A 13493-nucleotide genomic window follows, 5' to 3' on the forward strand; every position below is an offset into this window, starting at 1 on the left:
TATTACCTTAAGGGACGTAGCCGTCTTAAGTAGACGGAATAGATGTTTCTTCTTGTAAACTTTAAGATGATAGGAAATTCTTGTCTGGATATTCAGATCTGTGTTTCCTGAAAGATCTTAAATAGTTCAATATGCAAATTGTAGGAGGATTGTAAGCAGATGAATATCCATGAGTACCAAGGCAAAGAAGTTCTGCGTCAGTACGGTGTAAAAGTACCGCAGGGTAAAGTTGCATTCACAGTGGATGAAGCTGTAGAAGCGGCAAAAGAGCTTGGAACGTCAGTTGTTGTCGTTAAAGCGCAAATTCACGCAGGTGGTCGCGGTAAAGCAGGCGGCGTTAAAGTTGCCAAGAATTTGGATGAAGTTCGCACATACGCGAGCGAAATTCTAGGTAAAGTGCTTGTAACACACCAAACAGGTCCTGAAGGCAAAGAAGTTAAGCGTTTACTTATTGAGCAAGGCTGCGATATTAAGAAAGAATATTATGTTGGTGTAGTCGTTGACCGTGCCACTGGTCGCGTCGTTATGATGGCGTCAGAAGAAGGTGGTACTGAAATCGAGGAAGTGGCTGAACACTCCCCTGAGAAAATTTTCAAAGAAGTAATCGATCCAGCAATCGGCTTGCAGGCTTTCCAAGCGCGTAAGCTAGCATTTGCTATTAATATTCCAGCTGAGCTTGTGAACAAAGCAGTCAAATTCATGGTCGCACTTTATTCTGCTTTCGTTGATAAAGATTGCTCCATTGCAGAAATCAACCCGCTGGTTGTAACGGGTGATGGCGATGTAATGGCGCTTGATGCGAAGCTTAATTTTGATTCAAACGCTCTATACCGTCATGCAGATATTCAAGCACTTCGTGACTTGGCTGAAGAAGACGAGAAAGAAATCGAAGCTTCCAAATTTGACCTTAGCTATATCGCGCTAGATGGCAACATCGGTTGTATGGTTAACGGTGCAGGTCTTGCGATGGCAACGATGGATATCATTAAATACTATGGCGGAGACCCTGCTAACTTCCTTGACGTTGGGGGCGGTGCCACTGCTGAGAAAGTTACGGAAGCTTTCAAAATTATCCTTTCTGACAAAAATGTTAAAGGTATCTTCGTTAATATTTTCGGCGGCATTATGCGTTGTGACGTTATTGCTGACGGCGTAGTTGAAGCAGCTAAGCAAGTGAGTCTTGATCGTCCGCTTGTTGTGCGTTTAGAAGGTACTAACGTTGACCTTGGTAAGAAGATTCTGAATGAATCAGGTCTTAACATTGTATCAGCAGATTCCATGGCAGATGGCGCACAAAAAATTGTAGCGCTAGTTCGCTAAACCTAAGACCAAGGAGGGGACTATTCTAATGAGTATTTTGGTGAATAAACATACGAAAGTAATTACACAAAATATGACTGGTAAAACAGGCATGTTTCATACAAAAGGCGGTTTAGACTACGGTACACAAATGGTAGCGGGTGTTACGCCAGGTAAAGGCGGCACATTAGTTGATTTTGCGCTTGAGAATGGAACAACTGTTCAACTTCCAGTGTATAACACGGTTGTAGAAGCGAAAGCAGCAACTGGTGCAACAGCGTCCGTTATTTATGTACCACCAGCATTCGCAGCAGATTCCATTATGGAAGCAGTTGATGCGGATCTTGATCTTGTTATTTGTATTACAGAAGGCATTCCAGTACTTGATATGGTTAAAGTGAAACGCTACATGGAAGGTAAGAGAACCGTTCTAATCGGACCTAACTGTCCAGGCGTTATTACACCAGGCGAGTGCAAAATCGGTATTATGCCAGGTTATATTCATACACCAGGACATGTAGGCGTTATTTCCCGTTCAGGTACATTGACCTATGAAGCGGTTCATCAGCTAACAGCTCGTGGTATCGGACAATCTTCAGCTGTAGGTATTGGCGGAGACCCTGTGAAAGGTTCTGAATTTATCGACATTCTTCGTATGTTCAATGAAGATCCGGACACTTATGCTGTGATCATGATCGGAGAAATCGGCGGTACTGCTGAGGAGGAAGCTGCAGAATGGATCGCTGCTAACATGACAAAGCCTGTCGTTGGCTTTATTGGCGGCCAAACAGCGCCTCCAGGCAAGCGTATGGGACATGCTGGTGCGATTATCTCAGGCGGTAAAGGTACAGCTGCTGAGAAAGTAGCCGTTTTGGAACGTTGCGGAATTCGCGTAGCGCCAACTCCTTCCGAGATGGGCTCAACGCTTGTAGCAATGCTTGAAGAAAAAGGCATGCTTGAGAAGTGCAAGACTGTTAAAGCTTAATTGAGTTAATCAGAAAGTATAAGTTTTCACCATACTTCCTCTGATTAACCTTAGGAAACGCTCCTGTCCCCAAAGGACGGCGTAGCCGTTTCCTCTTGATAGAACTGTTAAGGTAAGCAACCTTTCATTTCCCTTAGGGGAATTGAAAGGTTTTTTATTTTCCATATAAAGGGGGATCATGATGATAAGTGAGAGAATAACGTTGATCGCATTGCATGAAATGGAGAGTGTTGGCTGGACGACAATCAATCGATTACAGCAAGGATTAAGCAGTCTAATGGAAATGTGGAATTTGTCGAAAAAAGAGTTATTATTTCTAGGACTTGGTCCTAAACAAGCGGATGCTATTATTCAGCAACGCAGCATGGAACTAATTGAAAATAAGCTTCGTATATATGAACAAGCAGCTATACAGATTGTAACAATATTGGACGATTCGTATCCAGAATTACTTCGTACCATCGCGCAACCACCTAAGGTCCTGTATGCTGCAGGAGAATTATCCTTGCTACAACTGCCTTTTATTGGTATTGTAGGTACGCGAACGCCAACCGTTTATGGAAAGAAAGTTGCCGATGATTTGGCATATGAATTAGCGTCACTTGGATTCGGTGTTGTTAGTGGTCTAGCTCGAGGAATTGATACCGTTGCACATCGTGGTGCACTTCGAGCTGATCAGGGAATGACCGTGGCTGTTCTGGGCAATGCAATTGGAGATGTGTACCCGCCCGAAAATACGGGCTTCTATCGTGATATTACAGCGAGAGGACTTGTCATATCCGAATATCCGATGGGTACGAAGCAGCATCCTGGCATGTTCCCGCAGCGCAATCGGATCATTGCAGGTTTATCGCTTGGAATCGTTGTAATTGAAGCTGCTGAGCGTAGCGGATCACTTATCACAGCAGATTTGGCACTTGAGGCTTCACGGGATGTGTTTGCGGTGCCAGGTCCTATTACATCTCCGAAGAGCAAGGGCTGTCATGAGTTGATTAAGCAAGGCGCCAAACTAGTCTGTACAACCCAGGATATTGCAGAAGAGTATCAGCATCTGCCGATACTGGCTTCAAACCGTAGAAATCTTGAGCAGAGCTGCTCTGATACAGACCAGAAGTTAACCGATGAAGAACGTAAAATCGTCGAACTTTTGATGGGCGAGCCGAAAACATTTGACAGGTTGTTAGAACTTAGTCATTATAATTTTGGACTTTTGCATTCAGTTCTGTTATCCTTGCTTATGAAAAAACGGATTGCTTCGCTTCCGGGTTCAACATACATTTCTTTCTAAAATATATAAACTAATTCGAAGGGGGAGGGCGGCCTATGGCAGATTCTTTAGTCATTGTGGAATCACCAGCAAAAGCCAAGACCATTGGTAAATATCTCGGCAGCAAATATATTGTCAAAGCATCGATGGGTCATATTAGAGACCTTCCAAAAAGTCAAACCGGCGTCGATATTGAACATAATTTTGAGCCTAAGTACATAACGATCAGGGGAAAAGGCTCAATACTGAAGGAATTAAAAGATGCTGCCAAAAAAGTGAAAAACGTCTATCTCGCAGCCGATCCCGATCGCGAAGGGGAAGCTATTGCTTGGCATCTCGCTCATTACTTGGAGCTTAAGGAAGATGCTCCGTGTCGAGTTGTCTTTAATGAGATTACGAAACAAGCGGTAAAGGATGCTTTCAAAACACCGCGCACCATTAATACCGATCTAGTGAACGCACAGCAAGCAAGACGTATCCTTGATCGACTCGTGGGTTATCAAATTTCACCATTACTATGGAAGAAAGTCAAAAAAGGACTTTCTGCAGGTCGTGTGCAATCCGTTGCGGTCAAGATCGTCATCGATAGGGAGAATGAGATTAAATCGTTCGTTCCAGAAGAGTATTGGACGATCACAGCTGACCTGCTCGCTGGCAAATCACCTGTTGAAGCCAAATTCTATGGTATGCGTGGGGAAAAGGTTGAGCTCACGAATCAAGCAGAAGTAAATGAAATTCTCGCTTCTATTCAGGGTAAGCCATATATTGTTCAAGAGGTAAAAGAGAAGGAGCGTCAACGTCATCCTGCTCCTCCATTTATTACTTCATCTATGCAGCAAGAGGCTGCGCGCAAACTAAATTTTAGAGCTTCGAAAACGATGTCAGTTGCGCAACAATTATATGAAGGAATCGAGCTGGGCAAAGAAGGAACAGTCGGTTTGATCACTTATATGCGTACGGATTCGACTCGTATATCACCTGTTGCTCAAGAAGAAACGAGGGATTTTATTAAGGGTAAATATGGGGATAACTATAATACCGAAACGCCTCGTGTTTACGCCAAGAAGAATTCGAATGCACAAGATGCGCATGAAGGTATCCGTCCATCATCTGTTTTACGTGAACCAGACGCTGTAAAATCGTTCCTAAGCCGAGATCAGTATCGTCTCTATAAGTTGATCTGGGAAAGATTCGTAGCTTCCCAAATGTCGTCTGCAATCCTTGATACGATGACTGTAACGATTGCTGCTGGAGAAGCAAGCTTCCGTGCTAATGGTTCTAAGCTTAAATTTGCTGGCTTCATGAAGGTCTACGTTGAAGGCAACGATGACGGTACGACAGATGAAGAGAAGCTGCTGCCTCCGTTAGCTAAGGGCGATGAGATACAGATGCAGGCTGTAACGCCTAAACAGCATTTTACACAGCCTCCGCCGCGTTACTCGGAAGCTAGGCTCGTCCGTACGATGGAAGAGCTTGGAATAGGCCGTCCGAGTACTTACGCACCTACGCTAGAAACCATTCAAAAGCGTGGTTATGTAGCAATTGATGAAAAGAAATTTGTACCTACTGAATTAGGTGATTTAGTTATTCAGCTAATGGTAGAATTTTTCCCTGAAATCCTAGATGTTGAGTTTACGGCTCATATGGAGGGTGAACTTGACCATGTAGAAGAGGGCAAAGAGGATTGGGTACGCGTACTGGATACTTTCTACAAAACATTCGGTGAAAGATTAGCATTTGCCGAAGAGGAAATGAAGGAAATTGAAATTCAGGATGAAGTTTCCGATGAAATTTGTGAAAAATGTGGGAAGCCACTCGTCTATAAAATGGGACGTTTCGGTAAATTCCTTGCTTGTTCGGGATTCCCGGATTGTCGCAATGCAAAACCAATTGTCAAAGATACTGGCGTTACCTGTCCGAAATGCAAGGAAGGCGCTGTTGTAGAAAGACGCTCGAAGAAGGGCCGTATCTTCTATGGCTGTGACCACTACCCTGAGTGTGATTTTATTTCGTGGGATAAACCTGTTGCTAAGCCTTGTCCAGACTGCGGCGCTTACATGGTTGAAAAACGGACTAAAAATGGTGCTCACCTGCATTGTTCCGAATGTTCGTATAAAGAAGAAGTACAAGAGCAGGATGATCTGTCAGACCTAGATTAAACTTAAGCTTAAAAAATAATTAGAGGTGTTTTTTGTGACAACTATACCAACCGTTACGGTTATTGGTGCGGGCTTAGCTGGCAGTGAAGCGGCTTATCAGATCGCTTCACGCGGCGTTCCCGTCAAACTATATGAAATGCGCCCTGTTCGTAAGACACCTGCACATATAACGGATAAATTCGCAGAATTAGTCTGTTCAAATTCTTTGCGTGCTGGCGGACTCACGAATGCCGTAGGCGTTCTCAAAGAAGAAATGAGAATGCTGGATTCGTTGATCATGCGTGCAGCTGATCAGCATGCTGTTCCTGCTGGTGGTGCGCTAGCTGTCGATCGCGACGACTTCTCAGGAGAAATAACGAATACGTTACGTAATCATCCTCTTGTTGAGGTATGCAATGAAGAGCTTGAAGCGCTGCCTGAGGGAATCGTAGTCGTTGCGACAGGACCACTGACTTCTCCCGCGCTTTCCAATCATCTCAAAAAGCTGATGGGTGAGGAATATTTATATTTCTATGATGCTGCGGCTCCGATTGTAGAGAAAGAATCCATTGATATGGATAAGGTTTATTTAGCTTCACGCTACGACAAAGGTGAGGCTGCTTACTTGAATTGCCCGATGACGGAAGAAGAATTCGATATTTTCTACGATGCGCTAATTAATGCCGAAGTTGCTCCGATTAAGGAATTCGAGAAGGAAATTTATTTTGAAGGCTGCATGCCGATAGAAGTCATGATGAAGCGCGGCAAGCAGACGGCTTTGTTCGGACCGATGAAGCCTGTAGGATTAGTTAATCCACATACAGGTAAATTGCCGCATGCTGTCGTCCAGCTTAGACAAGATAATGCAGCAGGTACCCTGTTTAACCTAGTAGGTTTCCAGACACACTTGAAGTGGGGAGAGCAAAAAAGAGTACTTTCCCTGATCCCAGGACTCGAGAATGCTGAATTTGTACGTTACGGTGTCATGCATCGCAATACATTCATTAATTCGCCGAAGCTGCTTAAACCAACTTATCAATTCAAGGGAAGAGATAATTTATTCTTTGCTGGTCAAATGACGGGTGTAGAAGGATATGTTGAATCCGCAGCTGCTGGGCTGATTGCAGGCATGAATGCAGCTAAGCTGGCGAAAGGTGAACAATTAATTACATTACCAGTTGAAACCGTTATAGGCTCAATGGCGTATTATATTACAGAGGCAGATTCATCCCATTTTCAGCCGATGAATGCAAACTTCGGTTTGCTGCCAGCTTTGGGTAAGAAGATTCGCAATAAAAAGGAAAAAAATGAGGCACTTGCTAATCGAGCACTTGAAACATTGAAGGTTTCTCAACCTGAATACCTGTAAATTTTGGGTGTTTTTCTGAAGTGATACTTAGAATTTATGAGAAAATCATCATAAATTCAGTATCACTCAAAAAAAACATTTAAAAATGCTTCAAAGATTATGACATTTGGCACGAGATATGCTATAATAGCTTGTGCTTTCCTAATGATTACGTCTTGGATTGTGAAGTATTTAACAATCTTCGCGCTAACGTGTAACAGTAAGGGCGATAATCCTTTTTGCTTGTTGCATTTTTGGTCATATTCCATGAATGAATTATATCTAGTCTGAATAGGCTTTATATTTCACAGAGTATTTGGGATTATAAGAAAATTTCTAGAAAAGCTAATGAGGTGATTTTCTATGGAGATGACATTTCATGCGACTACAATCTTTGCGATTCACAGTCAAGGCCGTGGAGCGATTGCCGGAGATGGTCAAGTTACATTCGGTAATTCCATGATTATGAAGCAAACAGCCAAGAAGGTTCGACGTTTATACCGCGGCAAAGTAATTGCAGGCTATGCTGGGTCGGTAGCGGACGCGATCACGCTGTTTGAGAAATTTGAAGGCAAATTAGAAGAACATCATGGCAATTTGCAGCGTGCTGCTGTTGAGCTAGCGAAGGAATGGCGTCAAGATAAGGTTCTACGCAAGCTAGAGGCTATGATGCTTGTCATGGATTCTACAGGTGTCTTACTTCTATCTGGCAATGGCGAAATCATTGAGCCAGACGACGGTATTGTGGCAATCGGTTCAGGTGGAAGTTTTGCACTAGCAGCCGGGAGAGCACTTCATCGCTATGCACCGCATATGTCAGTCAAAGAAATTGCTGAAGCTTCATTGCAAATGGCTGCAGACATTTGCGTTTACACTAATCATCAAATCGTCGTAGAGGAACTGTAAGTTTTCTTAAGTAATACCTTAAGAAACGCACCCTCCTGTAAGGACGGTGAAACCGTTTCTTATTTCAGGTTTTTTACAGTTAATCAGAAAGTATAAGTTTTCACCATACTTCCTCTGATTAACCTAAGGAAACGTACCCGTCCCCAAAGGACGGCGTAGCCGGTTCCTCCTGGATTAAATGTAGAAAGAGGCGATTTGTATGAGTAAACAAGGATTAACTCCTAGAGAGATTGTGGCAGAGCTAGATCGGTATATCGTCGGTCAGAAGAAAGCTAAAAAATCAGTAGCCGTTGCTTTACGCAATCGTTATAGACGCTCGCTCCTTGATGAAGCGATCCGTGATGAAATTGTTCCTAAGAACATTCTGATGATTGGGCCAACTGGTGTTGGCAAAACCGAGATAGCCAGAAGGCTAGCCAAGCTCGTAGGGGCACCGTTTATTAAGGTGGAAGCGACCAAATTCACAGAGGTTGGTTATGTTGGTCGAGATGTAGAATCGATGATCAGAGACTTGGTTGAAACTTCAATTCGAATGGTAAAATCCGAGCGAATGGATAAAGTAAAGGAAAAGGCAGAGGTTCTTGCGAACGAACGTCTTGTTGCTTTGCTTGTACCAAATCCTAAAAGCAATAAATCGAATCGCAATCCTTTTGAGATGATGTTTGGCGGCAATCAAGATGAAGCTGCTGAAGAAGAGAATGTTCAGAAGGATCAAACGCTTGTTGCGCGCAGATCTGAGATGCAGCAGAAGCTGGCAAATGGTGAACTCGAAGATGTAGTCGTTGAAGTTGAAGTCGAGGATACTTCACCGAATATGCTTGATATGTTAGGTGCTCAAGGTAACGAAGGTCTAGGTACGAATATCCAGGAGATGTTCGGATCATTTATGCCTAAACGCACCAAAAAACGTAAACTTCCGGTAAAAGAAGCACGAAAGGTATTAACTCAGGAAGAAGCGTATAAACTGCTAGATATGGATGATGTTACACAAGAAGGAATTACACGTGCCGAGCAATCTGGAATCATCTTTATCGATGAGATTGATAAAATTGCTTCATCAAGCAGGGGCAATGGTCCAGATGTGTCTCGTGAAGGTGTACAACGGGACATTTTGCCAATTGTAGAAGGTTCTACGGTTGTGACCAAATATGGACCTGTCCAAACAGATTATGTGCTGTTTATGGCCGCGGGTGCATTTCATATCGCGAAGCCATCCGACTTGATACCAGAGTTGCAAGGACGGTTCCCGATTCGTGTTGAATTAAGCAATTTGACATTGCAGGAGTTTGTATTGATTTTAACCGAGCCTAAGAACGCATTGACCAAACAGTACACCGAGTTAATTAAGACCGAAGGCATTGAAGTGGAGTTTTCGGAAGAGGCAGTTCAAGAAATAGCAAGAATCGCTGTAGAAGTAAATCAGAATACTGAGAATATCGGCGCGAGAAGATTGCATACAATTCTGGAAAAATTACTTGAAGATTTATCATTTGAAGCTCCAGACATCAATTTAGAGAAAATTGTAATTACTCCTGAATATGTAAAAGATAAGCTTTCCGATATCGCACAAAATCGCGACTTAAGTCAGTACATTCTATAGCGACTAAGTATAACAACATGACATGAACGTATTGAATGGAGGCAGACCAATGACTTTACTAACAAAAACGCGCAAATTGAATCGACTTTTACAACAAGAGGCTGATCGTACCGTATCCTTTATGGATATGGCAGAAATGCTTCGAGACGTGCTGAAGGCTAACATTTATGTGGTGAGCCGTAAGGGAAAGGTGTTAGGGTTCTCAATCATTAACCAATTACCATTTACTGAGCTTAGCAGACTGATTCTCGAAGAGAAAAGAATTCCGGAGGATTTCAATGATGCATTGCTGCGTTATGGTGAAACAGCACCAAATATTACGCCTGATGATGCATCTAGCGGGATTGCTACTCATCTTGCGGCTGAATCAGATTTTAAATATATGTCCATCGTTCCTATTGTTGGCGGTAGAGAAAGACTAGGTACAATTCTCCTAACTCGCGTAGATAATACATTTATCGATGATGATTTTGTACTAGCTGAATATGGTTCAACAATCGTAGGTATGGAAATTTTGCGTGAACGTACAGAAGAGATTGAAGTTGAATCCAGAAATCGTGCTGTCGTTCAAGTAGCAATCGGCTCGTTATCCTTCAGTGAGCTTGAAGCAGTAGAAAATATTTTCCAAGAGCTTGAAGGTAAAGAAGGATTGCTCGTCGCAAGTAAAATTGCGGATCGTGCAGGAATTACCCGTTCCGTTATCGTCAATGCGCTTCGTAAACTCGAAAGTGCAGGGGTTATCGAAACTCGTTCTCTAGGGATGAAAGGAACGTATATTCGTATCCTAAATTCCAATCTTTTGCCCGCGATCGAACAAATGAAAGTTAGGTCGTAAAAATAGGCTAAAAAACGTTCTAAAGCCTTATCTTTGTGAAAAGATAGGGCTTTTTTCTTATTGTGGAATAATGTTGTTTTATGGATTATAGATATATGTAAGAATTATATATTTTAAATGTTTTTTCGATCATTTTTTTGACATAACTATTTATTTCGACAAGAAGGATATGCAGAGCCTTTGTTGAATAACAGTTAATGTGCGAAAGATGGGTAAAACACAAGTATTTTGAAGTAAAGAGGGGAATTGAATGTTTCCATTAGGCGGCTCTAATTTTCAATTGTTTCAACAGGCGTTAGATTCCACTTCACTTCGACATAAAGTGATAACGAACAACATTGCAAATAATGACACGCCAAACTTCAAACGTTCAGATGTCGTATTTGAAGAGTTATTACAGGAGCAAATGAACGGTGGAACACCTGCACTTGAAGGAAGAAGAACTAATTCTAGGCATATCCCAATCGGAGGGAATGGATCTGCGATTCCGAATCCAGAGATAAGAGTCGATGAGAATACGACAATGAACAACAATCAGAATAATGTCGACATTGATTATGAGAGTGCTCTGCTAGCTAAAAACCAACTAAAGTATAACGTTCTAGTTAATCAATTGAATCACGAATTCCGCAGTGTCCGAACAGCAATCGATGGAAGGAGGTAATCTTAAATGCGCATAACCAATTCTTTTGACATAAGTGCATCAGCGCTTACCGCTCAAAGATTAAGAATGGATATCATCTCTTCTAACATAAGCAATGCTGAAGTAACTCGTGCTGAGTTTGTAAATGGAAAATGGCAGCCTTATAAGCGTAAGTTAGTTACTTTCGAACCAAACAATCAAAGTTCTTTTGCCCAAACCTTGCAAGGGGCAATGGCAGGCGGCGGAGCTTCGCAAGGGGTAAAGGTATCCCGCATATATGAAGATAGCTCGCCTCTTAAGCCTGTGTATAATCCTAGTCATCCTGACGCTGATGCAGATGGATATGTGTACATGCCGAATGTAGACGTTCTCAAAGAGATGGTTGATATGATATCAGCCACACGTTCTTATGAAGCGAACGTGACTGCGCTCAATGCATCGAAGTCTATGATTATGAAAGCGTTAGAAATAGGTAAGTAGTACATATACATAATGATTTATACATCCTATTGGAATGAAGCGGAGGAGAACTGACATTGATCGATCAAATATCAATTAACCAGGTTGCTGGATCGCCAATTTCTCTATCTAGTAAAGCAAATAAAATGGGTGCTGCTGACTTAGGTGAGAAGTTCGGTGACTTTTTGAATGAAGCGATGAATTCCTTGAGTAACCAACAGAAGAATGTAGAGGGCTTAGAGGAAGCTTTTGTAAAGGGTGATCTGCCAATCACAGATGCCCACCAGTTAACGATCGCTGCCGAGCAAGCGCTGATTGCAATCGAGACGACTGTTCAAATAAGAAATAAAGCAATCGAAGCGTACCAAGAAATCATGCGAATGCAAATTTAATTCTTGGATTAATTGACTTGGGAGAGGTGGCACAGTGAACGAGACAGTTCTCCGATATTGGAATAACACCAAACAATATTGGAATCAATTTACCGTTAAGCAGAAGTCGACATTTATTGCGACAGTCGTGATCTTGATTTTAGCCATTATTTTATTATCGTATAACATGGCTAAGACAGTATATAAACCTGCATTCACAGATTTACAGCCGGAAGCAGCATCAGAGATTAAGAATTACTTAGAAGGGGCTTCCATTCCATACGAGATCAGCGCTGATGGCAAAATGATCTCAGTTCCCGAGAATAAAGCAGCATCCGTAATCGTAGACGTTGCTTCCAAAGGATTAGTAAATGGTGGTACAGGTGGTTTTGCTGTTTTCCGTGAAGGTGGGACATTAGGCTCCACAGATAAAGAGTTTAACGTTAAATATGTTGATGCATTACAAGGCGAGCTGAGAAAGTTGATTCTCAAGATCAACGCTGTATCAGATGCATCCGTTATGATTAACTACCCAGAACAATCTTTGTTTATGCAAGATAGCCGAAACCTCGCAAGTGCTGGCGTTATATTGACGGTTAAGCCGGGTGCTAAATTTGATCAAGCACAGATTGATACGGTATATAATCTGGTGTCACATAGCGTCAAGGATCTACCTCTAAGCAATATCACGGTATCCGATCAATACGGCAAACCGTTGATTGCAACCAAAGAAGGAGAACCTGGTCAGACTGGATTAAGTGATGTCGAGAGTCATCTTGTCATTAAGCGGGATTATGAGCTGGATATTAAGCAGAATGTCACTTCTATTCTAGGCGTTTTATTCGGTCCTGATAAAGTTATCGTCAATGTGACAGCAAATATGAACTTCGATCAAGTGAAAAAAGTTGAACAATTAGTGACAGCTCCTAACCAAGAAGAACAGAAAGGACTCGAAATCTCCTTGCAAGAGGCAGCGAAGTCCTATACAAGCGATGGTTCAGGCGCTGCTGGCGGAACACCGGGTACTGGACAACAAGATGTTCCTAACTATGTTGGACAAGGTTCTACAGGCAAAACGAATAGTGAAGAGAACTCTAAGACGATTAATTATGAGATTAACCGCATTACGAACAACATCGTTCAATCGCCATATGCAGTTAAGGATTTAAGTATCACGGTAGGGATTGAGCCTGCTGTACCTAATGATCCGACTTCATTATCACAAGAAACCAAAGATTATGTTCAGAATGCGCTTGTTTCGATCGTTAGAATTGCTCTTGCAGATACAGGTCAGGATTTAACGGATGAGCAATTAGCTAAGCGTGTAGTTGTTATTCCGCAACCGTTTGCTCGTACGACAGCTGCAGCAAATGCTAAAGGGATTTTTGACTCGAACTGGGTATATGCAGGATTGGGCGGACTTGCAGCTCTGCTTCTTGGGCTTGGTATTTTCGCGCTTGTTCGTCGCAAGAAGAACGCTCAGGAACAAGAAGAGATTATGGATATGCCGCTTGCGGTTGAACATCCAAGTATTAATTTTGAATCAAATGAAAATCAAGTACGTAAACAGTTGGAATCATTGGCTCGCAAGAAGCCTGAGGACTTCGTGAACTTGCTTCGTACTTGGTTAGTAGAAGAATAG

At 42.4% G+C, this 13493-nt stretch carries 12 protein-coding genes; all 12 read left to right on the forward strand.

Translation table 11 applies throughout. From position 1 onward, the window contains the following. Positions 1–159 precede the first annotated feature (159 nt). The 12 genes from sucC (at position 160) to fliF (ending at position 13493) form a co-directional block, all read left to right on the forward strand. Positions 160–1320, forward strand: a complete 1161-nt coding sequence (gene sucC / locus E0485_RS03550; protein WP_132416596.1) for an ADP-forming succinate--CoA ligase subunit beta — start codon at positions 160–162, stop codon at positions 1318–1320. 28 nt (positions 1321–1348) lie between these two features. Next, the gene (sucD, locus tag E0485_RS03555; RefSeq protein WP_132416597.1) at positions 1349–2284 is read left to right on the forward strand and encodes a succinate--CoA ligase subunit alpha; all 936 of its coding nucleotides are present in this window, start codon (positions 1349–1351) and stop codon (positions 2282–2284) included. A gap of 178 nt (positions 2285–2462) precedes the next feature. Continuing rightward, on the forward strand, positions 2463–3572 hold the full coding sequence (dprA, locus tag E0485_RS03560) for a DNA-processing protein DprA (protein WP_328591247.1): 1110 nt from the start codon (positions 2463–2465) through the stop codon (positions 3570–3572). Between the two features lie 35 nt (positions 3573–3607). Further along, positions 3608–5710, forward strand: coding sequence for a type I DNA topoisomerase (gene topA / locus E0485_RS03565; RefSeq protein ID WP_132416598.1), 2103 nt, complete (start codon positions 3608–3610; stop codon positions 5708–5710). 34 nt (positions 5711–5744) lie between these two features. Beyond that, positions 5745–7058 carry an FADH(2)-oxidizing methylenetetrahydrofolate--tRNA-(uracil(54)-C(5))-methyltransferase TrmFO gene (trmFO, locus tag E0485_RS03570; RefSeq protein WP_132416599.1) on the forward strand — a complete coding sequence of 438 codons (1314 nt, stop codon included), beginning with the start codon at positions 5745–5747 and terminating at the stop codon, positions 7056–7058. Between the two features lie 342 nt (positions 7059–7400). Continuing rightward, entirely contained in the window at positions 7401–7943 is a 543-nt protein-coding gene (gene hslV, locus E0485_RS03575; protein WP_132416600.1) for an ATP-dependent protease subunit HslV, read from the forward strand. Between the two features lie 199 nt (positions 7944–8142). Next, positions 8143–9543 (forward strand): ATP-dependent protease ATPase subunit HslU, encoded by a 1401-nt coding sequence (gene hslU, locus E0485_RS03580; protein ID WP_132416601.1) that lies wholly within the window; start codon positions 8143–8145, stop codon positions 9541–9543. Positions 9544–9592: 49 nt separating this feature from the next. Further along, on the forward strand, positions 9593–10378 hold the full coding sequence (gene codY, locus E0485_RS03585) for a GTP-sensing pleiotropic transcriptional regulator CodY (RefSeq protein ID WP_132416602.1): 786 nt from the start codon (positions 9593–9595) through the stop codon (positions 10376–10378). A gap of 250 nt (positions 10379–10628) precedes the next feature. Beyond that, positions 10629–11042, forward strand: a complete 414-nt coding sequence (gene flgB / locus E0485_RS03590) for a flagellar basal body rod protein FlgB (RefSeq protein WP_132416603.1) — start codon at positions 10629–10631, stop codon at positions 11040–11042. Positions 11043–11048: 6 nt separating this feature from the next. Further along, complete coding sequence (flgC, locus tag E0485_RS03595) at positions 11049–11501, forward strand: flagellar basal body rod protein FlgC (RefSeq protein ID WP_132416604.1); 453 nt, start codon at positions 11049–11051, stop codon at positions 11499–11501. 56 nt (positions 11502–11557) lie between these two features. Next, positions 11558–11872, forward strand: coding sequence for a flagellar hook-basal body complex protein FliE (gene fliE / locus E0485_RS03600; protein ID WP_165921066.1), 315 nt, complete (start codon positions 11558–11560; stop codon positions 11870–11872). A 34-nt stretch (positions 11873–11906) separates the two neighbouring features. After that, on the forward strand, positions 11907–13493 hold the full coding sequence (gene fliF / locus E0485_RS03605; protein WP_132416606.1) for a flagellar basal-body MS-ring/collar protein FliF: 1587 nt from the start codon (positions 11907–11909) through the stop codon (positions 13491–13493).

Source organism: Paenibacillus albiflavus (assembly GCF_004344915.1).
GTDB classification, from domain to species: domain Bacteria; phylum Bacillota; class Bacilli; order Paenibacillales; family NBRC-103111; genus Paenibacillus_AM; species Paenibacillus_AM albiflavus.